The sequence below is a fragment of the Rhizobium beringeri genome (genome assembly GCF_004306515.1).
In the GTDB taxonomy this organism is placed as follows: Bacteria; Pseudomonadota; Alphaproteobacteria; order Rhizobiales; family Rhizobiaceae; genus Rhizobium; species Rhizobium beringeri.
Window position 1 is genome coordinate 383144 of the sequence record NZ_SILG01000004.1, and the last position, 22846, is coordinate 405989.

Annotated in this window: 20 protein-coding genes; 11 read left to right on the top strand and 9 right to left on the bottom strand. The window is 62.5% G+C overall.

Annotation, left to right across the window (positions count from 1 at the left end; translation table 11 throughout):
* The first annotated feature begins 39 nt into the window (after nucleotides 1-39).
* Nucleotides 40-714: a 4-carboxy-4-hydroxy-2-oxoadipate aldolase/oxaloacetate decarboxylase gene (locus ELH03_RS31400; protein ID WP_128402933.1), complete on the top strand. Its 675-nt coding sequence runs from the start codon at nucleotides 40-42 to the stop codon at nucleotides 712-714.
* 84 nt (nucleotides 715-798) lie between these two features.
* Here the strand turns inward: ELH03_RS31400 and ELH03_RS31405 are convergent, their stop codons facing one another.
* Nucleotides 799-1836: a LacI family DNA-binding transcriptional regulator gene (locus ELH03_RS31405; RefSeq protein ID WP_128402954.1), complete on the bottom strand. Its 1038-nt coding sequence runs from the start codon at nucleotides 1834-1836 to the stop codon at nucleotides 799-801.
* Between the two features lie 163 nt (nucleotides 1837-1999).
* On the opposite strand from ELH03_RS31405, the gene ELH03_RS31410 reads away from it, so the two are divergent.
* The 9 genes from ELH03_RS31410 to ELH03_RS31450 all read left to right on the top strand — a co-directional run bounded on the left by ELH03_RS31410 (nucleotide 2000) and on the right by ELH03_RS31450 (nucleotide 13392).
* On the top strand, nucleotides 2000-2974 hold the full coding sequence (locus tag ELH03_RS31410) for a substrate-binding domain-containing protein (RefSeq protein ID WP_128409606.1): 975 nt from the start codon (nucleotides 2000-2002) through the stop codon (nucleotides 2972-2974).
* Between the two features lie 111 nt (nucleotides 2975-3085).
* Entirely contained in the window at nucleotides 3086-4087 is a 1002-nt protein-coding gene (locus ELH03_RS31415) for an ABC transporter permease (RefSeq protein WP_128402935.1), read from the top strand.
* Nucleotides 4088-4098: 11 nt separating this feature from the next.
* Nucleotides 4099-4911: an ATP-binding cassette domain-containing protein gene (locus ELH03_RS31420; RefSeq protein WP_128409607.1), complete on the top strand. Its 813-nt coding sequence runs from the start codon at nucleotides 4099-4101 to the stop codon at nucleotides 4909-4911.
* A 92-nt stretch (nucleotides 4912-5003) separates the two neighbouring features.
* The gene (locus ELH03_RS31425) at nucleotides 5004-5909 is read left to right on the top strand and encodes a sugar phosphate isomerase/epimerase family protein (protein WP_128402937.1); all 906 of its coding nucleotides are present in this window, start codon (nucleotides 5004-5006) and stop codon (nucleotides 5907-5909) included.
* A gap of 118 nt (nucleotides 5910-6027) precedes the next feature.
* Nucleotides 6028-7200: a Gfo/Idh/MocA family protein gene (locus ELH03_RS31430; RefSeq protein ID WP_128409608.1), complete on the top strand. Its 1173-nt coding sequence runs from the start codon at nucleotides 6028-6030 to the stop codon at nucleotides 7198-7200.
* Nucleotides 7201-7280: 80 nt separating this feature from the next.
* Nucleotides 7281-8222, top strand: coding sequence for a sugar phosphate isomerase/epimerase family protein (locus ELH03_RS31435; RefSeq protein WP_128409609.1), 942 nt, complete (start codon nucleotides 7281-7283; stop codon nucleotides 8220-8222).
* A gap of 121 nt (nucleotides 8223-8343) precedes the next feature.
* Complete coding sequence (locus ELH03_RS31440; RefSeq protein WP_130767323.1) at nucleotides 8344-10257, top strand: bifunctional 5-dehydro-2-deoxygluconokinase/5-dehydro-2-deoxyphosphogluconate aldolase; 1914 nt, start codon at nucleotides 8344-8346, stop codon at nucleotides 10255-10257.
* Entirely contained in the window at nucleotides 10254-12089 is a 1836-nt protein-coding gene (gene iolD / locus ELH03_RS31445) for a 3D-(3,5/4)-trihydroxycyclohexane-1,2-dione acylhydrolase (decyclizing) (RefSeq protein WP_130767324.1), read from the top strand. The genes ELH03_RS31440 and iolD overlap by 4 nt, the downstream gene beginning before the upstream one ends.
* Nucleotides 12090-12207: 118 nt before the next feature.
* On the top strand, nucleotides 12208-13392 hold the full coding sequence (locus tag ELH03_RS31450; RefSeq protein ID WP_130806861.1) for a hypothetical protein: 1185 nt from the start codon (nucleotides 12208-12210) through the stop codon (nucleotides 13390-13392).
* Nucleotides 13393-13407: 15 nt separating this feature from the next.
* Here ELH03_RS31450 and ELH03_RS31455 read toward each other — a convergent pair whose 3' ends face one another.
* The 8 genes from ELH03_RS31455 to ELH03_RS31490 all read right to left on the bottom strand — a co-directional run bounded on the left by ELH03_RS31455 (nucleotide 13408) and on the right by ELH03_RS31490 (nucleotide 21699).
* Entirely contained in the window at nucleotides 13408-14421 is a 1014-nt protein-coding gene (locus tag ELH03_RS31455; protein WP_130767326.1) for a succinylglutamate desuccinylase/aspartoacylase family protein, read from the bottom strand.
* Nucleotides 14422-14556: 135 nt separating this feature from the next.
* Nucleotides 14557-14901 carry a RidA family protein gene (locus ELH03_RS31460; protein ID WP_018246876.1) on the bottom strand — a complete coding sequence of 115 codons (345 nt, stop codon included), beginning with the start codon at nucleotides 14899-14901 and terminating at the stop codon, nucleotides 14557-14559.
* A 37-nt stretch (nucleotides 14902-14938) separates the two neighbouring features.
* Nucleotides 14939-16249, bottom strand: a complete 1311-nt coding sequence (locus ELH03_RS31465) for an alanine racemase (protein WP_130767327.1) — start codon at nucleotides 16247-16249, stop codon at nucleotides 14939-14941.
* The gene (locus tag ELH03_RS31470; RefSeq protein ID WP_128402945.1) at nucleotides 16242-17198 is read right to left on the bottom strand and encodes an amidohydrolase family protein; all 957 of its coding nucleotides are present in this window, start codon (nucleotides 17196-17198) and stop codon (nucleotides 16242-16244) included. Before ELH03_RS31470 ends, ELH03_RS31465 begins: the two co-directional genes overlap by 8 nt.
* The gene (locus ELH03_RS31475) at nucleotides 17195-18136 is read right to left on the bottom strand and encodes an ABC transporter permease (RefSeq protein ID WP_130767328.1); all 942 of its coding nucleotides are present in this window, start codon (nucleotides 18134-18136) and stop codon (nucleotides 17195-17197) included. The genes ELH03_RS31470 and ELH03_RS31475 overlap by 4 nt, the downstream gene beginning before the upstream one ends.
* A complete protein-coding gene (locus ELH03_RS31480; protein WP_128402947.1) occupies nucleotides 18133-19095 on the bottom strand; it encodes an ABC transporter permease in 963 nt (320 codons plus the stop codon). The genes ELH03_RS31475 and ELH03_RS31480 overlap by 4 nt, the downstream gene beginning before the upstream one ends.
* Nucleotides 19092-20606 carry a sugar ABC transporter ATP-binding protein gene (locus ELH03_RS31485; RefSeq protein ID WP_130767329.1) on the bottom strand — a complete coding sequence of 505 codons (1515 nt, stop codon included), beginning with the start codon at nucleotides 20604-20606 and terminating at the stop codon, nucleotides 19092-19094. Before ELH03_RS31485 ends, ELH03_RS31480 begins: the two co-directional genes overlap by 4 nt.
* 22 nt (nucleotides 20607-20628) lie before the next feature.
* Entirely contained in the window at nucleotides 20629-21699 is a 1071-nt protein-coding gene (locus ELH03_RS31490; protein ID WP_128402949.1) for an ABC transporter substrate-binding protein, read from the bottom strand.
* Between the two features lie 219 nt (nucleotides 21700-21918).
* Here ELH03_RS31490 and ELH03_RS31495 point away from each other — a divergent pair, with 219 nt between their 5' ends.
* Nucleotides 21919-22698: an IclR family transcriptional regulator gene (locus tag ELH03_RS31495; protein WP_128402950.1), complete on the top strand. Its 780-nt coding sequence runs from the start codon at nucleotides 21919-21921 to the stop codon at nucleotides 22696-22698.
* Nucleotides 22699-22846 lie beyond the last annotated feature (148 nt).

Below are 22846 nucleotides of genomic sequence, written 5' to 3' on the forward strand. Positions count from 1 at the left end.
CGGGACATGCCCGCCGTCGGCTAAAAGTGGGAGGCATCCATGATCCATATTAAAGACATCGCCGATCGGCCAAGCAAAGCCGATATTGACGCCGTTTCCAAATTTTCGCCCGCGACGATCCACGAGGCCCAAGGGCGCCGCGGAGCTCTTTCCTCCCGTCTCAAGCCCGTCGACTACCGCATGAAACTCTGCGGTCCGGCCTTTACGGTGAAATGCGCGCCGCGTGACAACATCATGCTGCAGCTTGCCATCAACTACGCAAAGCCGGGCGATATCATCGTCGTATCGGCAGGAGAGTACGAAGAGGCCGGATCCTTCGGCGATGTGCTTGCCAATGCGTGCCTGGCAAAGGGCATCGGCGGTCTCGTGACCGACACCGGCGTGCGCGACACGCTTCAGCTGAGGGAGCTTGGCTTTCCGGTCTTCTCGCTCAGCGTCTGCATCAAGGGAACGGTGAAGGAAACCATCGCGGCGGTGAACGACACGATCATCGTCGGCGGCGAAATCATTCATCCCGGCGACATCATCGCCGGCGATGCCGACGGCCTGGTGATCGTGCGCCGCCAGGAAGCGCAGGAAGTCGCCAGGCTGTCACAGGCCCGCGAAGATGCCGAGGCCGGCTATATCGCGGCATATAAGCAGGGCAAATCGGTCATCGAGGTCAGCAATCTCGAACCGGTGTTGAAAGCCAAGGGCCTCGTCGTCGACATCTGACGCGACACCGCAATAGCTATCAGCCCTGCCACTTTATAAGGCGGCTGGCCTTTTCGGCCAGCCGCCTTATGCAAACCGGGCGGTTCAAACGCTTTCGGGCGTAATCGTTTCGAAGGGAACCACGCGCTGAAGGATGGTTGTGCTGTCGCGGTGTTCCAGCGCGGCGATCATCGTGGCGATCAATTCGTCCGATATCTGATCCAGCGGATGGCACAATGCCGCCATGATCAGGCCCTCCGTCAGGCCCTTGCGCGTTTCCGGGCCGATGTCGCGGCAGACGACCCTGACCTTAGCCCGCTTTTCCACAGGGGCTTCACGAAGAGCGCGCAGCACACCGGAAATTCCCCCTCCAACGATGAAGATACCTCTGAGGTCATCGAGTTCGGAAAGCAGCTGGCTGACGATCCGGTAGGCTTCCTGTGGCTCTTCATGTGTCGGTCTGCTGTCATCCACCTGAAGATGAGGCGCGTGCTCGCGCATATAGGATCGAAAGCTCGCATCGGAGACATCCTGGCATTGATAACGATGATTGCCGATGAACACGGCGATCCGGCCGGGCATCGGCGTGGTCTGAGCCAGAAACCATGCGGCGGTTCGCCCGAGTTTCCAATTGTCGGTGCCGACGAAGCCGGCGCGATCCCGGGCGGACTGATCGGTTATATAGGCGACAACCGGCTTTCCCCTCTCCTTGAGGGATTGGATGGTCTGCCCGATTAACGGGTGGTCGCCAGCAATGACAGCAACTGCATCACAACGTTTGCCAAGCGCTTCGAGACGATCTGCAATATTTTGTGGCTCGAGGACATCGACGAAATCGACCACAGCCACGACTTTCTCGTGCTGGCGTCTCGCGGCCGCCTCCGTGATCTTGGAGCCGAACAGCCGGTAGAGCTCACGGCTCGACTGCTGGAGAAGAAAGCCGAAACGATAATTCGGCAGGAGCCGCTGCCTGCGGTCCTCGATCACGCCGCGGCCATAAAATCCAATCTCTTCCGCGGCATTTTGCACTCTCTCGATCGTTTCCGCACGCACTGCGCCGGTACCTCCGAGGATGCGGTTGACCGTGGCGATGCTGACGCCGGAAGCCTGGGCAAGATCGGCAATGGTCGGTCTCTTCATGATATATTTCATTCCATTTTTGGATGAAATGAAATGATACATTAATTTCATCAAAACGCAATAGACATTCCATTTTCGGCGATCAGTTGATACAAATATTCCAGCGAGTTGGGAGCCTTGCTTTGAGGAATTGTTACTCTCGACCGCCTTTTTGGGAGGAAATCACATGAGTTTTTCAATGCGCGCCGTACGCGGGCTGCTGGCTGGCGCTGTTTTCGTTCTTAGCGCTTCTTCTGTCATGGCCGCGAATATTGCTGTCGTCGGCGGCAAGACCGACGACGAATTCTGGAGCCGTATCAAGAAGGGCGTCGATGACGCCCGGCTCGTCGTCGAGAAGAATGGCGGCTCCGTCAGCTATCTGCAGCTGCAGACCTACGACAATCTCGGGCCTGACGCCGCCCAGCTCGTCCGCACGGCCATCAGCCAGGGCGTGACCGGTATCGTGGTGCCCGACTGGGTGCCCGAGGCGGAAGACGAGGCCATCAAGGCTGCCGTCGCTGCGGGCATCAAAGTCATCCTCATGAATGCCGGCAACATCGACAAAGCGCGCGAGCTTGGCGCGATCAACTATGTCGGCTCGGATGAATACACGGCCGGCAAGGCAGGCGGCGAATATTTCGCGTCCAAGGGTGCGAAAAATGTCATTTGCGTCAATACGCTCCCGGGTGCGGCAAACCAGGAGGCCCGTTGCAAGGGTGTCATCGACGGCATCACCGGAAAGGGCGGCACTGGCAAGCAGTTGCCGTTGCCGGCGACCAGCTTCGGCGATCAGACGGCAATCGCCGAGGCCGTCAAGGCGACACTGCTCCAGGACGACACCATCGACGGCGTCCTCAATGTTGGGGCTTCCGACGCTGATGCGGCTGCAAGCGGGATCGCTCAGGCGAACAAAGTCGGCAAGGTCGCGCATGGCACCTTCGACCTAAATGCCTCGGGACTTGCCCGCATCAAGGACGGTTCGCAGACCTTTGCGATCGACCAGCAGCCTTACCTGCAGTCGCTGCTGGGGGTTTCGCTTCTCGCCGCGCATATCGACTACGGCACCAACCTGCCGACCGCACCGGTGCTGACCGGCCCGGGCATCGTCGATGAGTCGAACATCGACGCCACCCTGGCCGGCGTCAAGGAAGGCGCTCGCTGATCGTTCGAAACGGGCTCCGGCCCGCGGGATATCCGCGGGTCGAAGTTTATCGAGCGTACGGACCACCGCGTCCGCGCGCCTGGAGATTCACGCCCAAACTGGGGTAGGCATATGAACAATCTTTCATTCGGCAACCTGTTGCGCCGTCCCGAGGCGGGTGCGTTCCTCGGACTTGTCGGCGTCCTCCTGTTCTTCGTCGTGTTCGGCAGCACCAAGTTCCTGGAGCCCGCCGGCGCCGCAAGCTGGCTCAACGTCGCCGCCAATCTCGGCATTATCGCTCTTCCCATCGGTCTTTTGATGATCGCAGGCGATCTCGACATTTCGATTGGCGCGATGATCCCCGCCGGCTCCATGACGGTTGCGGTCCTCTCGGGCTACTACGATCTTCCCATATGGGTCGGAATGCTCGGTGCGCTTGCCTTCGGCCTCATCGTCGGGCTGGTCAACGGCTACCTCGTCGTGCACACGGCCGTGCCTTCGCTGATCGTAACGCTCGGTACCCTCTTTGCTGTACAGGGCCTGATGCTTGGCACCTCGGTTCTCGTAACCGGCACCACGAGCGTGGCGCTGACGGCCGACCCCTGGGCAAAGTTCCTTTTCGGGCAATTCCTGGCCGGATCGTTTCAGGTGATCATTCTGTGGTGGGTAGCGATCACTGCGATCTTCATCTTCTTCATTCACTTCTCGCCTTACGGGAACTGGATTTTCGCGATGGGTGGAGACAAGGTCAGTGCCCGCAACGCCGGCATTCCGACGACCCGTCTGACGATGGTCCTCTTCGTCCTCTCGGCGATGAGCGCGTCCTTCGTCGGCATGTGTCAGGCCATCCTGTTCAATTCCGCGCAGGTTTCGGGCGGAATGACATTCATCTTCAACTCGATCATCTCGGTCGTCGTTGGAGGTGTGCTGCTGACCGGAGGGTTCGGGTCGGTGATCGGGATCTTCTTCGGCACGATCACCTTCGCCGTCGTCAACCAAGGCATCTATTTCACGACCTTCGACCGCAATTGGTCGAGCCTGATCATCGGCGTGATGCTGCTCGTGGCCGTCCTCATGAACAATACGTTCCGCCAGATGGCACTGACCTATTCACCCAAGAAGAAGAAGAAGTGAGGAGCTGAGACATGGCTGGCCCAATTCTTGAACTTGAAAACGTCAACAAGTCCTTCGGCCCGATCGATGTGCTCTACGACATCACATTGAGCGTTCATCCCGGTGAAGTACTTTGCCTGCTGGGTGACAACGGTGCGGGAAAGTCCACCCTGATCAAGACCTTTGCCGGTGTCTACAAGCCGACGAGCGGCGCGGTGAAGTTCGAAGGTCGGCCGATCGTCTTCCAGAATCCGCGCGAAGCCGCAGACCTCGGCATCGCAACGGTTCATCAATTCGGCGGCACCTTTCCGCTGATGAGCATCGGCCGTTCGTTCTTCGTCGGGCGGGAACTGACCAGGGGCTTCGGCCCGTTTAAAATCTACGACCGCAAAGCCGCCAATGAAATCGCGGTCAAGGCCGTGCGCGAGTTCGGCATCACCCGCATCGACGATGGCGATCGCCTGATCGGCGGTCTGTCGGGCGGGGAGCGGCAATCCCTGGCAATCGCCCGAGCCGTCCACTTCGGCGCCCGGGTGCTGATCCTCGACGAGCCGACCGCCGCTCTCGGCGTCAAGGAGGCGGCGCATGTGCTGCGTATCGTCCTGGAAGCGCGCCGTCGCGGCCTCGCCGTCATTTTCATCACTCACAACGTCATTCACGCCATGACGGTGGGAGACCACTTCGCGGTGCTCATCAAGGGTGCGAAGGCGGCCGATTTCCGCAAGGGCGAAAAGACGCGCGAAGAGATTACCGACCTGATGGCAGGAGGCGAGGCCATGGCCGAACTCGAAGCCGAAATCGAAGCGTACTCGACGGCGCATAGCGGACATCCCCCACCGGTCTGACCGACCGTCGAAACGGATGAACTCCAGAAACTCTAAAGAGCTCGCCTACCCCGGCGGGATGGCCAAGCACAATCATCGAACGGGTAACAGCCATGAAGATTGCAATCGACCCCTTTATGCATCGCCACCTCTCACTCGAAGAATTGCCCTCGAAAGTGGCTGAACTCGGATACGAGTGGATGGAGCTCAGCCCGAGGGCCGATTTTCTTGAATGGTTCAAGGCGCCGCGCGTGTTTCCGGCCCGCGCCAAGGCATTCAAGAAAGCGCTCTCCGATGCCAATGTCGGCATTGCCTCGATCCTGCCGATGTACCGGTGGGCCTCGAACGATGAAAATGAGCGGCAAGCTGCCGTCAAGCACTGGAAGCGTGCCATCGAGATCAGTGTCGAACTCGGCGTCGACACGATGAACTCGGAATTCGGTCGCGGCCCCCACCCGGACAAGGGTTCGTGCTACTGCTGCCATACCGGTTCCATGATCGAGGCCTGCGAAGACGCCTGGTGGCGTTCGATGGAAGAATTGGTGCCGATCTTTGAAAAGGAAGGCATCAATCTTCACGTCGAACCGCATCCCGAGGATTGGTGCGAAACCCTGCAGCCGGCGCTCGATATCATAAGGACGGTCAACTCGAAGAACGTCAAGTTCCTCTATTGCGCGCCGCATACCTTCTATTTTGGCGATGACACCAAGGCGATGCTCCGGGAAGCAAAGGACGTGCTCGCCCATGTGCATGTCGGCGACACCTTCAACCACAAGGCCTCCTCGGGGCTCCGCTACATCCTCAACCCTCCGGGCACGCAGGCCAGGGTGCATCAGCACCTGAACATCGGCCAGGGCGAGGTTCCCTGGGAAGATTTCTTCAGCACGCTGGCTGAGATCGGGTTCGACGGCATCATGACCGCATGCGTCTTCGCCTGGGAGGACAAGGCCGACCACTCTGGCAAGTTCATGCGCGCCGAAATGCAGCGCTTCGTCGACAAATACTGGACCGCGAAATAACGCGCGATGCCCCTCTAGCGGTTCGTGATGCAGCCAGGCGATTGGCGCGAGCGACCGCGACTAGGGTTCTGCCCAGAACGTTTAAACATCACAGACATCATTCCTGGAAGGACAGAAGATGATCAACGGAGAAAGATCCATCGAGCGCCCCCTGCGCTGGGGTATGGTCGGCGGCGGCCGCACCGGGCAGGTGGGCTATAAGCATCGGACCGGCGCCCAGCGGGACGGCACCTACCGGCTCATCTGCGGAGCCTTCGATCTCGACGCCGAGCGTGGACGCGACTTCGGCACGAAGATCGGCGTCGCTGCGGACAGATGCTATGGCGACTATAAGGAGCTGATCGCCAAGGAGGCCGGGCGTGAGGACGGTGTCGAGGTCGTCTCGATCGCCACGCCGAACTTCACCCATTACGAGATCACCAAGGCGTGCCTGGAAGCCGGTCTTCACGTGATCTGCGAAAAGCCGCTGTTCTTCACCGTCGCCGAATGTGACGAGGTCGCCAAGCTGGCGAAAGAGAAGGGCCTGATCGTCGGCGTCACCTACGGTTTCACCGGCCATCCGCTGGTTCATCAGATGGCGGCGATGGTCAAGAAGGGCATGCTCGGCGATATCCGCATCGTCGACATGCAATATTCCCACGGCTTCAACGCGGGCGACGATGTGGGCGCCGGCGAAGCCGTGAAATGGCGCACCAATCCCAAGACGGCTGGCCCGACCTTCGTTCTGGGCGATATCGGCACGCACCTCTACTATCTCTCGGAAGTGGTATTGCCGCATATGAAGATCGAAAAGCTGCTCTGCGACCGCAAGGCCTTCATTCCGACCCGTGCACCGCTCGAAGACCACGCGACCGTTCTCATGCATTACGACAACGGCGCCCGCGGCCGTCTTTGGGTGTCCTCGGTGGATGCCGGGAATATGGGTTCGCAGCGCTACCGTTTCGTCGGCTCCAAGGCCTCAGTCGAATGGTCCGATTCCCACCCCGACCAGTTGATTTACGAAGTGCAGGGTGAACCGCACCGCACTTTGCATCACGGCATGCCCTACCTCGAAGAAGAAAGCCTCGCCTACGATCGCATGGGCGCGCTGCACACCGAAGGCCTGGGCGACAGCTGGGCGAACATCTACCTCTGGATCGCCCAGGCGATCGACGCAAAACGCCGCGGCGACGATGCCTTCCTCAAGGGCCATCATTATCCCGGCATCGAAGCCGGCACCGAAGGTGTGCGCTGGCTGGAAAACTGCGTCCGCTCGGCAGACGCAGGTTCGGCCTGGGTCGAGTTCAAGTGATCGATCAGGGGGCGCGTCGGATCTCCTCCATCCTCCCTCCCAGGCGCGTCCCCGACACTCTCTTTTAGAAAGACAATGACATGAAACTTTCGATCTGCACCGACGTGATGGGCGACCTTTCCTTCACTGATATGCTCGACAAATGCGTCAAACTTGGTGTCGAGGGTATCGAGATGACTGGCGGCGGCTGGTCGCGCGGGCCGCACTTCCGTGCGGACGAGCTGCTGGCCGACAGGGGCCTGCTCAAGACCAAGCTGAAGGAAATCGAAGCTCGCGGCCTGGAAATCGCCGCGCTGAATTGCTCGGCAAACCCGCTTGATCCGGGTGACATGGGCAAGCGCCACCGCAAGGAAATGGAAGACACCATCCGGCTCGCCGGCGAAATCGGCGTGAAGAAGATCGTCACCATGTCCGGCCTGCCAGAAGCCGCCCCCGGCGACACGGTGCCGAACTGGCTCGTCTACACCAAGAGCTGGCCGAATGAGATGCCTGAGCGCGACCGATATCAGTGGGAAGACCGGGCCTTCCCGCTCTGGCACGGCCTGGTCAAGCTTGCCGATGAAGTCGGCGTCGAAAAATATGCGCTGGAAAACTTCTCGGCCATGCTCGTATGGAACCCCGAGACCCTCTTCCGCCTACGCAACGAAGTCGGTCCGAAAGTCGGCATGAACCTTGACCCGTCGCATCTGATGTGGATGGGCGCCGACCCGATCGCCTCCGCCCGTGCTCTGGGCAATGCTATCCATCATTGCCATGGCAAGGATACCCGCATCGAACGGGGCCTCGCCGACATCAACGGCTTGCTGGAGCTCAAGGACGTAACCGACGTCGCCAACCGCACCTGGAACTATGTCGCCGTCGGCGCCGGCCATGACCTGCAATGGTGGAAGGAGTTCTTCTCCGTGGTGCGCATGGTCGGCTACAACGATTGGGTCAGCCTCGAGATGGAAGACTTCACCATGTCGACCGAGGCGGGCATCCAGTCCTCCATCGATGCGCTGCAGGCAACAATCAGCCGCTGATGGACAGGCGCGGGCGATCGTTCGCCCGCGCTCCCTTGCATTCGCAGTTTCTTCTGAAGAGGCCGACGATGCCCAACCCGATCACCGTGACCGAATTCAATACTATTGCGAGGAAACCGACATGACCAAGACATTGGACGTGATCACGATCGGGCGAGCCGGCGTCGACCTCTATGGGGCACAGGTCGGAGGACGGCTGGAGGATATGGGATCCTTCGAAAAATATATCGGCGGCAGTCCGACCAACATTGCTTGCGGCACGGCGCGACTGGGTCTCAAGTCGGCACTGATTTCCCGGGTGGGCAATGAGCATATGGGCCGGTTCATTCGCGAGGAGCTTGCCCGGCATGGCGTCGATGGCAGGGGCGTCGTGACGGATCCCGAGCGGCTGACGGCACTCGTCATTCTCGGAATCCGGGACGAGGAACGTTTCCCGCTGATATTCTACCGGGAAAACTGTGCCGACATGGCGCTTTGCGAGAAAGATATCGACGAAGCTTTCGTTTCCAGCGCCCGTTCGGTGCTGGTGACGGGAACGCACCTCTCCCATCCGCGCACGGAAGCGGCCGTGCTCAAGGCGCTCGGCTTTGCCCGCAAGCATGGGGCCAAGACGGCTCTCGACATCGACTATCGTCCAAACCTTTGGGGAGTGGCCGGCCATGGCGAAGGGGAAAGCCGCTATGTGGCAAGCGGGCAGGTAACCGAAAAGCTCCAGACGACGCTTCATCTGTTCGATTTGATTGTCGGGACAGAGGAAGAATTCCACATCGCCGGCGGGACGACCGATACCGTGGAGGCACTGCGGGCCGTGCGCGCCGTGACTGCGGCGACGCTCGTCTGCAAACGCGGCGCCAAGGGAGCGGTCGCATTCGAAGATGCGATACCGGACAATCTGGACGAGGGCATTTCGGGCCAGGGTTTCCCAGTCGAAGTCTTTAACGTTCTCGGTGCCGGAGACGGCTTTTTCGCCGGGCTGCTGAAAGGCTGGCTTGACGGCGAAGATTGGCCGACCGCGCTCAGATACGCCAATGCCTGCGGCGCTTTTGCCGTCTCTCGTCACGGCTGCACGCCGGCCTATCCGTCACTTCAGGAGCTGAATTTCTTCCTCGAGCGCGGCATGGCGCGCCCGGATCTGCGCAATGATCCCGAGCTGGAGCAGATGCATTGGTCGACCAACCGGCATGGCGACTGGTCTGAGATGCGAGTCTTCGCCTTCGATCACCGGATGCAGCTCGAAAGCATGGCGGGCTACACGCCGTCGAAGGGCAGCGCCTTCAAGGAGCTTTGCCTTGAAGCGGCACTCAAGGTGCAGAACGGGCGTTCCGGCTACGGAATCCTCTGCGACGATCGGATCGGCCGACGCGCACTCCACGCCGCGTCCGGGACCGGCCTTTGGATCGGCAGACCCTGCGAATGGCCGGGGTCTCGGCCTTTGACCCTAGAGCCGTCGCTTGGTCTCGATTGCGGGGGGCTTTCAGAATGGGCGCGCGAGAACGTCGTCAAGGTGCTCTGCTTCTGCCACCCCGATGACGACGACGCGACCTGGGCCCGGCAGCTGGCGGAAGTGCGGCGACTTTACGTGGCCTCGCGGCGCAACAGGCTGGAATTCCTGCTCGAGGTCATCCCCTCAAAGGTCGCAAGCATCTCCACGGACACAACCGCGACACTGATCCGCCGCTTCTATGCCGAAGGCATTTATCCCGACTGGTGGAAGCTGGAACCGATGGACGAGCCCGAAGCTTGGGCGCAGGTCTGTGCCGCCATCGAGGAAAACGATCGTCATACAAGAGGGATCGTGGTTCTCGGCCTGGATGCGCCGGAGGACGTGTTGAAGGCGAGCTTCGAAGTTGCCGCGAGCTTCCCGCTCGTCAAGGGATTTGCCGTCGGCCGGACAATCTTCGGCTCCGTCGCCCGCGGCTGGTTCGAGGGCTCGATCAGTGACGAAGAGGCCGTCGACGAGATGGCGAAACGATATTCCCGGCTTTGCACGGTCTGGGACGGCGCGCGGGCGCGCGTGCAGGAGGCAGCAGAATGAGCACGATACGACTGACAGCCGCGCAGGCCATGATGAAATGGCTCTCGGTCCAGATGACCGAGGATGGAGAACGCTTCATCGAAGGCGTCTGGGCGATCTTCGGTCACGGCAACGTCGCCGGCATCGGAGAGGCGCTGCATGGGATTGGCGACGCCCTTCCCACATGGCGCGGCCAGAACGAACAGACCATGGCGCATGCGGCGATCGCCTATGCGAAGACGCTGAAGCGCCGGCGCGCCCAGGCCGTGACATCCTCGATAGGCCCGGGTGCCACCAATATGGTCACGGCTTGCGCGCTTGCCCATGTCAACAGATTGCCCGTGCTTTTCATACCCGGCGACGTGTTCGCCAATCGCCGCCCCGAGCCGGTGTTGCAGCAGATCGAGGATATGAACGACGGAACCGTCAGCGCCAATGACTGCTTCCGGCCGGTCTCCGCCTATTTCGATCGGATCGCCCGTCCCGAGCATCTCCTGACTTGCTTGCCGCGCGCCCTGTCCGTCATGACCGATCCCGGTCATTGCGGCCCTGTCACGCTGGCATTCTGCCAGGATGTGCAAGCAGAATTCTATGACTACCCGGAAGCCTTTTTCGAACCGAAGGTGTGGCGCATCCGTCGTCCCGAACCGGATCCGCGGGAGGTCGCAGATCTCGCCGATGCCATCCGGGCTGCGCGCAGGCCAGTGATCATTTCCGGCGGCGGCATCATCTACTGTGAGGCCGAGGCCGAGCTCGCCGCATTCGCGGAGAAGCATCATATCCCATTTGTCGAAACACAAGCCGGGAAGGGCGCCAACAGCTGGGAGCACCCGCTGAATTTCGGATCGCCTGGTGTGACCGGCTCGGCGTCGGCCAATGCGCTTTGCGCCGAGGCGGACCTCGTGATCGGCATCGGCACGCGCTTCCAGGATTTCACGACAGGCAGTTGGGCGCTTTTCCGTAATCCCTCGCGCCGGCTCGCTTCGATCAACCTTGCCGGATACGACGCGACCAAGCATTCGGCATTGCCCTGTGTCGGCGATGCCAGGGTCACGCTGGCGCGCCTGTCCGCGGCGCTCGAGGCGTATCGCGGGGCCGGCGTCGATGCCGGGAGCAGGACCGATTGGCACAAAACGGTCGAGCGTGTGACGGCGGCGCCGGAAACGGACGGGCCTGGAAACCTGCCCACCGATGCGCAAGTCATCGGGGCCGTGCAGCGGGTGGCGACGGAAAAGTCCGTGGTCATGTGCGCGGCCGGCACCATGCCGGGCGCATTGCAGGTGCTGTGGCAATCTGCCAAGGGCGGATACCACATGGAATATGGTTTCTCCTGCATGGGTTACGAAGTGGCGGGCGCCATGGGCATCAAGCTCGCGCGCCCCGACAAGGACGTCATCTGCTTCGTCGGCGACGGCTCCTACATGATGGCCAATTCGGAACTCGCAACCGCCGTCATGCGGCGGGTGCCGTTCACCGTGGTGTTGACCGACAACCGCGGTTACGGCTGCATCAACCGTCTCCAGATCGAATGCGGCGGCGCTGAGTTCAACAACATGTACAAGGACTGCAATGTCGATGTGCAGCCCGAGATCGACTTTGTCGCGCATGCCGCCTCGATGGGCGCCCATGCCGAAAAGGTAGGGTCCATCGCCGAGCTTGAGGCACGCATTGTCGCCGCGCGGGAACGGAACATTCCGAGCGTTCTGGTGATCGACACCGATGCGGTTCCCGGAACCGACGCAGGCGGCCATTGGTGGGACGTTGCCGTCCCGCAGGTCGGCGGACCGGAGCGGCTCGAGCAGGCGCGCGCGCGTTACAACGAGAGTGCCGCCAATCAACGTGCGTTTGATTGAACGACAGCGTGCTCCCGCTACACGGCGGGCGTCCGCGGACGCCCGCGCTCAGAAATCGATCTAGACACTATTATGGACACGTGTTCTATAAAATGGACAGAATCGACGGGAGCACGCCATGCATCTTTCCATGTGGACTTACCCTTGGGATATCCAGGACCAGGGGTTCGCAGCACTCGCCGCCGACCTTCGCGACCGTGCTGGCCTGACGACGGTCAGCCTGGCGACTTCCTATCATGCCGGTCGGTTCCTGCAGCCGCGGAGTCCGCAGCAGAAGGCCTACTTCCCCGAGGACGGGACGGTCTATTTCCGGCCGGATGAAAGCCTGTGGCAGGACAAGCTGATCCGGCCTCTGATGGCCAGGAATGTCACCGAGCGCGGCGACATGCTGGAAGCGCTCGTCAAGGGACGCGAGGCGACGGGCCTCAAGGTCTCCTGCTGGACGGTCTGCCTTCACAATACCCGCCTCGGCATGCTGCATCCCGATCACGTGACGCGGAACGCCTTCGGCAATCTAAACTATTACAATCTTTGCCCCTCCAGCCCAGCGGCGCGGGACTATGCAGTTACCCTTGTTCGCGACATCACGACCAACTACCGGCCCGATATGATGGAACTCGAGAGCCCGAACTTCATGGGATTCGCGCATGAATACCATCACGAGAAAGACGGCGTTGGGCTGAACGCCGAAGATGATTTCCTGCTGTCGCTCTGCTTCTGCAACCATTGCACGGCGCGCGCCGAAAAGGCCGGCGTGCCGGTCGAAGGCGCGCGCCGGTCGGTCGCGCGCTTCATCGCCGAACTCTGCGAACGAGCTATCCCGGAACGACAATTCCCGGATTTCCCGGCAGCCGGTATCGATGCCTTTCGCGACCATCCTGATCTGCAAGCCTATCTCACCTGGCGCAGCGAACCGGTGACCAGCCTGATCGGCGAGATCAAGGCGGCAGCCGATCCGGCAACCCGTATCGTGCTCATCGATCTGAAGGACGGCTGGCTCGGCGGCGTCGATCTCGCCGCCGCCAGCAAGCTCTGCGACGGGGCGATCCTCTGCTGCTACGACATGGAACCGGATGCCGTCGCCGATGTCATCCGGACCGGCCGGGCGGCAATCGGACCGGGCAAATTCCTCGGAGTGGGCCTGCGCGTCTTCTATCCCGAGGTCAGCGGGCCGGCGGTGCTGGCTGCACGCGCCAAGGCCGCCGTCGATGCCGGCGCTGACGGCGTGAACTTCTACAATTACGGCCTGATACCGGCAAAGCGCCTCGACTGGGTCAAGGCAGCGGTCGACGCAATCACTTGAACAGATCAGCGTCCCTCAGGATGCGATGGGTTCGGCGACCTGGATCAGGCAGTCGCCGGCCTGGCTGTCGCAGTGCAGCCTGTGGGAAATGACAATACCGCTCTCGGCAAAGCGCAGCTCTTCCTCCGGCTGCTCCAGGCGTTCGAGATCATGATACCATCCGGCAAGCTCACCGACGGAAACGGTGGCGCCGAGGGCAACGGCCGGCTCGAACCAGCCTCTATTGTTCGCATAGATGCCCTGGCTGTGGCGGGATAGCGACAGCAGCTGCAACGGTCCTGGCTCGGTGAGCGGCACACGCGACAGGACCGCACGCTCAACGATGCCGAGTGTGACGAGCAGCCGGTCGATTGCCGACGCCGTGAAGGCCATTGTCGCAGGCGTTACGGTGCCGCCACCGCCGAACTCGCCGGAAAGCCCTACGGTCCCCGCCCGCCCAGCAGCCCCCATCGATGTCGGCGCCGTCGGCCCGTTATCGGCGATGAAGGCATGCGCCGCACCCATGGCGCGCATCAGTGAAACGGACCGTTCGAAGCGGGTGGCATCGGCCTGGCGCTCGATCAACGTGCAGGGCAGGTGCGCCATGGAGGTGCCGCCCGAATGCAGGTCGAGCATGACGTCATGGCGCGGAAAAAGTTCGTGTTCGAGGAAGTGCGCGAGGCGCGCCGTCGGCGAGCCGTTGGGATCGCCGGGAAACGCCCGATTGAGGTTGCCGCCGTCGAAGGGTGAGCAGCGCTTGGCCGCCATCACCGCCGGCAGGTTCGCCATCGGCAGGATGGTGACGGCGCCGCGAATTTCCGCGACATCAAGCAGCCGCATCAGCCGGCCGAGCTGGACTTCGCCCTCATACTCGTCGCCATGATTGCCAGCCATCAGCAGCAAAGACGGCCCCTCGCCATTTTTCAGGCGAAGAATCGGAATGCGGATCTGATAATAGGGCGACCGATCGATCGAATAGGGAATGGCGAGGTGGCCGGCCTGCCGGCCCTCGCGCAAAAAGTCGATCGGATTGACGAGACCGCTATGCATGATGTCTCCAGTGCGGGCGGTTGCGATGCCGTTACAGCGCCGCGCGTCTTTTTGGGACGCGCAAAGGACGCTGTAACACTTTCAACTTACGCATCGTGCTTTCCGAAAATCGATTCCGATTTTCGGGCCGATGCGCTAGAGCGCGGCGATCGCGGTCATTTCGACGCGTAGATCGGGATCGGCGAGACGAGCTTCGGTGCAGGCACGGGCCGGCGGGTTTTCGATGTCGATCCAGTCATCATAGACGCTGTTCATCGCCTCGAAATCGACGATCGCCGGCAGGAAGACGTTGACGGCGATGAGGCGTGAGCGGTCGATGCCGGCCTCCTTCAAGAGGGCGTCGATCTTGCCGAGCACGTCGCGGGTCTGGTCCTTGATATCAGCCTTGCGATTTTCCGCGACCTGGCCGGCAATATAGACGAGGCCGCCGTAGCTGACGGCTTGGCTCATACGCGAACCTTTCTGATAACGCTGGATCATAAGCGGGTTTTCCTTTTCTTGCTTTTGGAGGGAGAGGTCAGCCGAAGCTGGTCAAATAGGCTGTCGTCACCGAATGGTCCGGGTCGAGGCCGTAGAGGATGGCATGCCGGTCAAGGCAGGTGCAGGGATGCGAGATGCCGCACTCGATGACGTCGCCGACCGTGACGTCGCTGCCGTCGGCAAGGGCCACGAAGGCGTGTTGATCGTTGAGGCGAAACACGTCGGCGCCCCCGAGATCGGCGAGATATGCCCCATTGCGATAGAGCGCCAGCGGCCGAGGCAGACCCTGATCCATCGCCACGTCGCGCATGCCCATGCCGCAGATCGCCAGCCGCGGTTCCGGCCGGGAGAGGACCTCGGCCCAGACTCGCAACGCCGGACGGAAACCTGCGGCCGCCGAAATCGTCTCGCCGCCGATGCGGAAACCGCCGCGTGCATCGAGGCCGGCAAGGCCGCGCTCGTAGATGCCGTGATCGTGGAAGAAGATCGCGCCGCTGCGCAGCACCAGCCGGCAGGCGGGATCGGCCGCAACGGCGGCTGAAAGCCTGGCAATCACAAGGTCGAAAAACACCGAGCCGCCGGCCGTGACGAGGAGCGGCCGCTCCTTGCCTATGCGGGCGCGCAGCTTCGGCAGGAAATCTGATGTCACTGCCATCAGCGCTTCGATGCGACGCATCGTCTCTTCCGCATCGGCGGTCGCGGCCGCGCCCTCATAGGCGGCGATGCCGGTCAGCCGGAAGGTCGGCGTCTCCACGGCAAGGATCGCCTGGAGAATTGCCTCGGCGGCGTCGACGTTGCGGGCACCGGCGCGGCCCGCGCCGAACTCCACCAGCAGGCCGAGCGGCGGCAAATCGGCACGCTCCTGCCAGGCTGAGCGAAGAGCCTCGACTAGCGCTGCGGAATCCGCGAAGACATGCAGTTCCGCATCGGGATAGCGGCCAAGCAGGGCCGCAAGCCGGCGGGCGGCGGCAGCTCCACCGATCTCGTTGGCAAGGATCAAGCGGCGCTGCCCCGCCTTGAGCAAGACGGCGGCCTGACGGATGTCGGCGACGGTCGTGCCCCAGGCGCCCGCCGCCAGAAGTGCCTCCGACAATGCCGTCGACATCGGTGTCTTGGCGTGCGGGGCGATTTCGGCGCCATGGCTCTTCACATAGGCCATCATCAGTTGGACATTATGGGAGAAGGCCTGTCGGTCGAGCGAGATCAGCGGCAGGGCCATCCCGCCGTCATAGGGTTTCCATCCCTGCTTGCCGATTGCAGCAAGCGGGAGCGGCGGATTGCCCGGCGGAAAACCGCGCACCCGCTCGTCGATCAGCACATTTTCCGTTGTTATATGAAGGTCAGACATGGCAGCCCCTCCTGATCTCGGCAGGATCGGCGATGCCGAGCCGATAGGTGTCATTGGCGGTGGCAAAGAACAGGGCGCGCTGCTCGTCGTAAGAGAGCTGCGAGCCGACCATGCGGAAAACCCGATAGACCTCGTCGAAAGAGGCGTGCAGGCCCGCGACCGGAAAGTCGCTCGCGAACATGGCGTGCGCCGGACCGAAACAATCGAGGCAATGGTCGATCACCGGCCGCAGGCTTTCGAGCGTCCACTTATTGTCATAGGCGACGAGGTCGGAAATCTTCAGGCGCAGATTCGGCTCACTGCCGAGCGCCCGCAGACCACGGCGCCAGAGCGCCATGCCGTCCTCCGTCCGGTCGGCCGGGCTGCCGCCGTGGTTGAGCACGAAAAGCGTTTGCGGAAAGGCGCGCACCAGATCGAGTGCCTCGCTCATCTGCCAGGGATAGAGCATCAGGTCGAAGATCAGCCCGAGCCGGGTGGCGTGAGCCAGCCCCGCCCGCCAGGCGGGATCGCCCATGCGATCTGGACGGGGCGCAAAACTCTTCGCCGCGTCCGGATGCCAGCTCAGAATATCGCGGATGCCGACGACGTTCGGATTTGCCGCTTCCGCCTCGAGCAAATGCATGGCATCCGGCCCATCGAGGGGCACGCGCGCGATATAACGGCGCGCGACGCCGGAGCTGCGGTCGAGGCCATCCAGCCAGCGGCTCTCTTCCAGCGGGCAGGCAACGGACCAGCCGGCCTCCACATGCACGGTCGCAATCACGTTCTGGCGGGCAGCATCGGCGCGATAATCGTCGATGCCGTAGTCGCGTAGGATCGGTGCGAGGCTTCCGAAAACCATCTCTTCGCCGGAAGCTCGAGCCTTCTGCAGCCAGGGATGACGTTCCAGCTTAAGGTCCCAGAGGTGATGGTGCGGGTCGATCACCGGTCCGTCGTAGAGCTCCGTCATCGGCGCGCCTCGCGGCCGGAAACGAGCAGAAGGGCAAGGATCAGCGTCCCGAACATGATCGACCGCCAGCCGGGCGAGGCATTGACCACAGTGATCAGCGCCGTCGTCGTGACGAGCAGGATTGCCCCGGGAATGGTCCCGGCATAGGTGCCGCGGCCGCCGAGGATGGAGGTGCCGCCGAGCACGACAGCGGCGATCGAGGTCAGCAGGTAGGGGTCGCCGATGCCGACATAACCTTGCCGGTTCATGCCGAGCACGAGAATGCCCGCAAGCCCCGCGAAAAAGCCCGACAGAGTGTGGACGATCAGCGTGTTGCGCGTCACGCTGACGCCGGAAAGCCGGGCCGCCAGCGGGTTCGCCCCAAGCGCCAGGAACCGTGCGCCGATCGGCATGCGGTGGACGAGCAGCAGGACGACGATCGAAACGACGAGCCACAGAATGATGCCCGAGGGAATGCCGAGCGGCCGCGCCTGCCCGAGCAGAATGACCGCCGGATTGCTGACGGTGACCGCGCTGCCGCCGGCGACGATGACGAGCAGCCCCTGCAGGAAGGTCGCCATGGCCAGCGTCATGATGATCGGCGGCACGCGAAGATAGGCGGCCCCGGCGCCGTTCACGAGGCCGATGCCGGTGGCGATGGCAAGGGCCGCCGCGATGCCGGCGAGGCCGGTCGGGTCCCAGGCGGGCGAGATCAGCGGTAGCAGGATCGCCGTGACTGTTATGACCGCGCCGACGGAGAGATCGATGCCGCCCATCAGGATAACGAGCGTCTGGCCGGCGGCGGCAATGCCGATCACCGCGGCGAGTTCGAGCAGGTAGCGCAGGTGGCCATAGGCGCCGAAACCGCGCAGCGAGACGCTTGCGACGATCCAGACGAGCGCGACCAGAAGGAAGGTCAGGAGCGGCGGATTGCGGAACGCGGACCTGATGATGTTCATCGCCTTGCCCTCCATTGCCCGAGAAGTTCCGGCACGGCGACCGCGCCGACGATGATCAGGCCTTGAGCGACATATTGGGCGACCGGCGGGAAGCCCAGGAAGAACATGACGTTGATCATCACTGAGAGCAGCAGGCTGCCGCAGATCGCGCCGCGCATCGTGCCCTTGCCGCCGAGGAAACCCACGCCGCCGAGAACGGCGGCGGCGATCGAGTTCAGCGTGAAGGGCGTGCCGATGATAGGATCACCCGAGCCGGTCTGCGCAGCGACGAAGAGACCGGTCAGGGCTGCGAGAAGGCCGGACAGCGCAAAGGCTGCGACCTTCACCCGTTCGACCGGGACACCGGAGCGGAACGCACCGACCGGATTGTCGCCAGCCGCATAGATGCCGAGGCCGAGCGGCGTTGCCAGAAAGGCCTTCCAGAGTACGAGGATCACGACGAGCAGCAGGAAGGCGACGGGCGTGTGGCCGGCAAGCGTCGTCGACAGCCAATCGGGAATGAACCCGCCCGGCCGCGGCAGCAGGATGAGCGCGACCCCGCCGATGATGAAGGAGCCGGCAAGCGTGACGATGATTGCAGGCAGCCTCAGATAGGTGACGATGGCGCCGATGGCGGCGCCGATCGAAAGGCCGGCGAGTGCGACCGCAAGAATGCCGCCCGGCACGCCGAGCGCCCCTTCCATCGTCGTCGCGGCGATCACCGCTCCAAGGCTGACGAGCGGGCCGATCGCCAGCGTGATGCCGCCGTTCAGCATGAGCAGCGCCTGCGCCATGGTGACGAGCGCGAGCGGGAACCAGTTCTGCGTGAACTTGGAGAAGCCGCCGATCGAAAGGATGCCGGGAAAGAGCAGCGCATAGAGGACGAGAAAGGCGGCGACAACCAGATAGAGGCCGGCAAGGCCGCGGTTGCGGCGGAGCTGGATCGATCCGTAGAGCCGGGATGACGAACTTGTGCTCATGCCGCCTCTCCCTGCGTCGTGGCCGTGATGCCCATGGCTGCGCCAACGATCGCTCCTTCGCTGATTTCATCTTGCGACAACACCGCCGCGACACGCCCCTCGCGCAGAACCACGACACGATCGCAGAGATGCACGAGCTCTGGGGTATCGGAACTGGCCAGAATGACGAGCCGCCCCTCGGCGGCGAAGGCACGGAGCATGAGGTAGACTTCCCGCTTGGTCTCGATGTCGACGCCGCGGGTCGGATCGTTGAGGAGCAGAACGGAGGGATCGAGCGGCAGCCATTTGGCGAGCGCCACCTTCTGCTGGTTGCCGCCGGAAAGCGCCTGCACCGGGCGGGCCGTGTTGCCCTTGATCGTCAGCCGGCGCGCGAGATCGGCGACCAGACCGTTTTCCGCCGGCCGGTCGCGTAAGCCCTTGCCGGCGAGCCGTCCGAGCGAGGGCAGGATGAGATTGGATGCGATGGAATGGGGCAGCACCAGCCCCTCGTGTTTGCGGTCGGCCGGGACATAGACGATGCCCGCCGCATTCGCCTCGCCGACATCAGCGGGCAGGGCGGGTTTACCGGATACCTCCGCCCGACCGGCCGAGGCTGGAATCGCGCCGTAGAGGCCGAGCAGCAAGTCTTCCTGCCCTTGTCCCACCAGCCCGCCGATACCGACGATTTCGCCGGCGCGGGCGGAGAAGCCGATGTCACGCACCAGGCCGGCGGAAAAACCTTCGACGCTGATGCGCATCGCGCCGGGTGCTGTGACGGAGCGCGGCGGGAACAGGTCGCCAGTCTCGCGGCCGACCATCAGGCGCACCAGGCCCTCGCCGTCGATGCCGGACAGTGACTGGTCGGCGGTGACCAAGCCATCCTTTAGCACTGTGACATGCGAGCAGAGCGCCTGCACCTCGTTAAGGCGGTGGGAAATATAGAGAAGTGCCGTGCCATGGTTCTTGAGCGTCTCGATCAGACGGGCAAGGATGCCGGCTTCATGTGCGGAAAGCGACGAGGTCGGCTCGTCCAGGATCAGCACGCGCGGCTTGCGAAACAGCGCCTTGGCGATCTCCACCATCTGACGGCGGCCGAGTGCCAGATCGGCGACCGGCATGTCGAGCGGTTCGGTGAGCCCCACCATGTCGCAGACATCTGACACGCCGCGATGAAGCGCTTTGTAATCGATGAGGCCGAACCGGCGCGGAAAGGCGCCGAGCCCGATATTTTCGGCAATCGACAGACTGGCCGTGAGGCTCAGCTCCTGCTGAACGACGGCAATACCGGCCGCGCGCGCAGCCGACGGGCTGAAGCGCCCGACGGGATTGCCGTCGACGAGGATGGAACCACCGTCCGGCTGGAGAGCACCGGACAGGAGGTTGATCAATGTGGACTTGCCGGCGCCGTTTTCGCCGAGCAGGGCGTGAACCCTGCCCGGCAGAAGGGCGATATCGACGCCCTTCAAAACGGGATTGCCGAAAAATCCTCTGAACACCTGCCGGGCTTCCAGCAGGGGTCTTTCTTCCGTCATGACGGCTTTCCTCAACCCGGGATTACTTGGCAAGCAGCTTGTCGAAAAGCGCCTTGTCGTAGTCCGAGTAGATATAGCCGTCAGCCGGGAACTTGTCGGCCCGTGCGAGGTAGCTGCCGATCGTGCTGTCGTCGATGACAGGCAGCGGCACTTTGACGAAAGCCGGAACATCCTTGCCTTCCAGCGCCTGCACGGCGGTGTAAACGGAAAGCGCGCCGAGCCAGTTGGGCTGCATGGTCGCCCAGCCTTTCAGTCCCTTCTCCTTCCAGAGTTCCAGGAACTGCCGTGCGTTTTCGCCTGTTGTCGGCACCTGGTCGCGGCCTTGGCGCTCGAAGGCGAGCACCGAGCCGGCCGACAGCGCGCCGCCGAGCGACAGCACGCCGTCGATTTCGGGATTGGCAAAGAGCAGGCTGGTCATCGCTTCCTGTGCCGGCGCGACGTTATATTCCGTGTTCGTCTCGGTGATCACCTGGAGACCGGGATTGGCATCGAGGACCGGCTGGGCGCCCTTGCGGCGGTCGTCGCTCACCGAAATGCCGGCCGGGCCGTTCATGATGATGATCTTGCCCTTGCCGCCGAGCTGGCTGACCATCCACTTAGCAGCGGTCGCGCCCCATTCGTTGGAATCGGTGTTGATCTTCGCCGTCACCTTGTCGGTGTTAACAAGGCTGTCGAAATTCACGACGGCGATGCCCTTGTCGCAGGCATCTGATATGACGCGGTCGAGCGCATTAGAGGAACCGGCGATCACGACGATGGCGTCGACATTGGCGTCGATCATCGACTGGATATGCTGGATCTGCGTCTGGGCGTTGCCCTGCGCGTCCGTGATCATCAGGTCCTTCACAAGGCCCGCCTTCTTCAGCTCCTCCACTTCAGCCGTGATGGTGCCCTCGGTCTGCTTCATCCAGGTCGGCACCGAATAGATGTTCGCCCAGCCGATCGTATAGGGCGCCTTCCTGTCACCCTTGATGCAATTGGCGGCGGCCGAGGCCGTGCCGGCTGAAAAGACGAGGAGTGCCGCGGCGGCGGCGGCACCCGCGAGAAGGCGGCGGCGAAGCGAAGCGGAAATGCCGTTTTCAAGATTCTTCATGTCGATCCCCTTTTTTGTGTGCGGCAGCGTTGACGGCTTGCCATCTATGTCCAATATAATGTACATGTGATCTATATACCGGACGAGGCGATCTTATGCCGATTTTTTTACCTCGCAAGAGGGGTGCAAAAATTTCATTCGCGATGAATGACGGGATCGATTGACAGATGCGGCAGACGGCTTGAAAAGCTTGGCCGGGCAAAAAAGGGATCGACAGCAATGGATGCAGTTCAGGACGAAGCAGCCGGCAAGCGCGCCCGAGGGCTCGACCGCGCCTTCGAGATCCTCGATTTCCTGCGCCAGAAGCGGCAGGCCTTGAAGCCGAACGAAATCGCCGCACAGATCGGCGCACCGCGCTCGTCGGTTTACGAGCTCGTCAACCTGCTGCTGCAGAATGGCATTCTGGAATTCACCGGCGGCGAGGGGCGTGTCTATCTCGGCCGCAAGCTGTATTTCCTCGGCGCAGCCTATGAGAACCATTTCGATTTCACCCGCGAATGCGAGGCCGCACTAGAACAGCTTGCCGACGAGACGCGGGAGACGGCGCAGTTCTGCATGCTGGATGGAAACAGATACACGGTCGTTCGCATGCGCGAAGGCGCACGCCCATTCCGCATTTCGACGGATGTCGGGCAGTCGGTGCCGATCCCGTGGACGGCGTCGGGCCGCCTGCTCGTCGCGCATCTATCGGATCAGGAAATCCTGAATTTCATTCCGGCGCAGGATTTCCGCCTGCCGAACGGCGAATGGCTCGAGCCGCAAACCTTCATCGCCGAAGTGCGCCAGGCCGAGCGTGAAGGTCTCTTCACCTTCAACAGCATCGTCGACAGTTTCACCCACTGTTTTGCCGTACCGGTGCGCGGCGAGGAAGGTCATGCCGCCGCCACGCTCTGCCTCGTCACGCCGCGCGACGATGGCATCGCCAACCGCGACCGCTACCTCGACTGCCTGAAGAAGGCCGCCGCCGGCCTCGACCATGCCCCGACCCGGCCAAAATGAGGCTGAAGCCCTGAGCACATCAAGGCATTGATGTCCGATGGCACGGGCGCGTGTGCGTAAGCCGGCGTTCCTTTGCATCCTCGTCAAATCGGGTCATGCTCGCTCCGGCGGTGTTGCAGCGAGCCCAGGACACTAAGAAGACCAGTCC

Bases quoted from the DNA above. Each gene is read 5' to 3' on its own strand.
- ELH03_RS31485 (WP_130767329.1), bottom strand. From the start codon at position 20,606: ATGACGGAAGAAAGACCCCTGCTGGAAGCCCGGCAGGTGTTCAGAGGA.
- ELH03_RS31420 (WP_128409607.1), top strand. From the start codon at position 4,099: ATGGCTGGCCCAATTCTTGAACTTGAAAACGTCAACAAGTCCTTCGGC.
- ELH03_RS31490 (WP_128402949.1), bottom strand. From the start codon at position 21,699: ATGAAGAATCTTGAAAACGGCATTTCCGCTTCGCTTCGCCGCCGCCTT.
- ELH03_RS31455 (WP_130767326.1), bottom strand. From the start codon at position 14,421: ATGCATAGCGGTCTCGTCAATCCGATCGACTTTTTGCGCGAGGGCCGG.
- ELH03_RS31400 (WP_128402933.1), top strand. From the start codon at position 40: ATGATCCATATTAAAGACATCGCCGATCGGCCAAGCAAAGCCGATATT.
- ELH03_RS31430 (WP_128409608.1), top strand. From the start codon at position 6,028: ATGATCAACGGAGAAAGATCCATCGAGCGCCCCCTGCGCTGGGGTATG.
- ELH03_RS31460 (WP_018246876.1), bottom strand. From the start codon at position 14,901: ATGATCCAGCGTTATCAGAAAGGTTCGCGTATGAGCCAAGCCGTCAGC.
- ELH03_RS31410 (WP_128409606.1), top strand. From the start codon at position 2,000: ATGAGTTTTTCAATGCGCGCCGTACGCGGGCTGCTGGCTGGCGCTGTT.
- ELH03_RS31450 (WP_130806861.1), top strand. From the start codon at position 12,208: ATGCATCTTTCCATGTGGACTTACCCTTGGGATATCCAGGACCAGGGG.
- ELH03_RS31495 (WP_128402950.1), top strand. From the start codon at position 21,919: ATGGATGCAGTTCAGGACGAAGCAGCCGGCAAGCGCGCCCGAGGGCTC.
- ELH03_RS31425 (WP_128402937.1), top strand. From the start codon at position 5,004: ATGAAGATTGCAATCGACCCCTTTATGCATCGCCACCTCTCACTCGAA.
- ELH03_RS31480 (WP_128402947.1), bottom strand. From the start codon at position 19,095: ATGAGCACAAGTTCGTCATCCCGGCTCTACGGATCGATCCAGCTCCGC.
- ELH03_RS31415 (WP_128402935.1), top strand. From the start codon at position 3,086: ATGAACAATCTTTCATTCGGCAACCTGTTGCGCCGTCCCGAGGCGGGT.
- ELH03_RS31435 (WP_128409609.1), top strand. From the start codon at position 7,281: ATGAAACTTTCGATCTGCACCGACGTGATGGGCGACCTTTCCTTCACT.
- ELH03_RS31470 (WP_128402945.1), bottom strand. From the start codon at position 17,198: ATGACGGAGCTCTACGACGGACCGGTGATCGACCCGCACCATCACCTC.
- iolD (WP_130767324.1), top strand. From the start codon at position 10,254: ATGAGCACGATACGACTGACAGCCGCGCAGGCCATGATGAAATGGCTC.
- ELH03_RS31465 (WP_130767327.1), bottom strand. From the start codon at position 16,249: ATGTCTGACCTTCATATAACAACGGAAAATGTGCTGATCGACGAGCGG.
- ELH03_RS31440 (WP_130767323.1), top strand. From the start codon at position 8,344: ATGACCAAGACATTGGACGTGATCACGATCGGGCGAGCCGGCGTCGAC.
- ELH03_RS31475 (WP_130767328.1), bottom strand. From the start codon at position 18,136: ATGAACATCATCAGGTCCGCGTTCCGCAATCCGCCGCTCCTGACCTTC.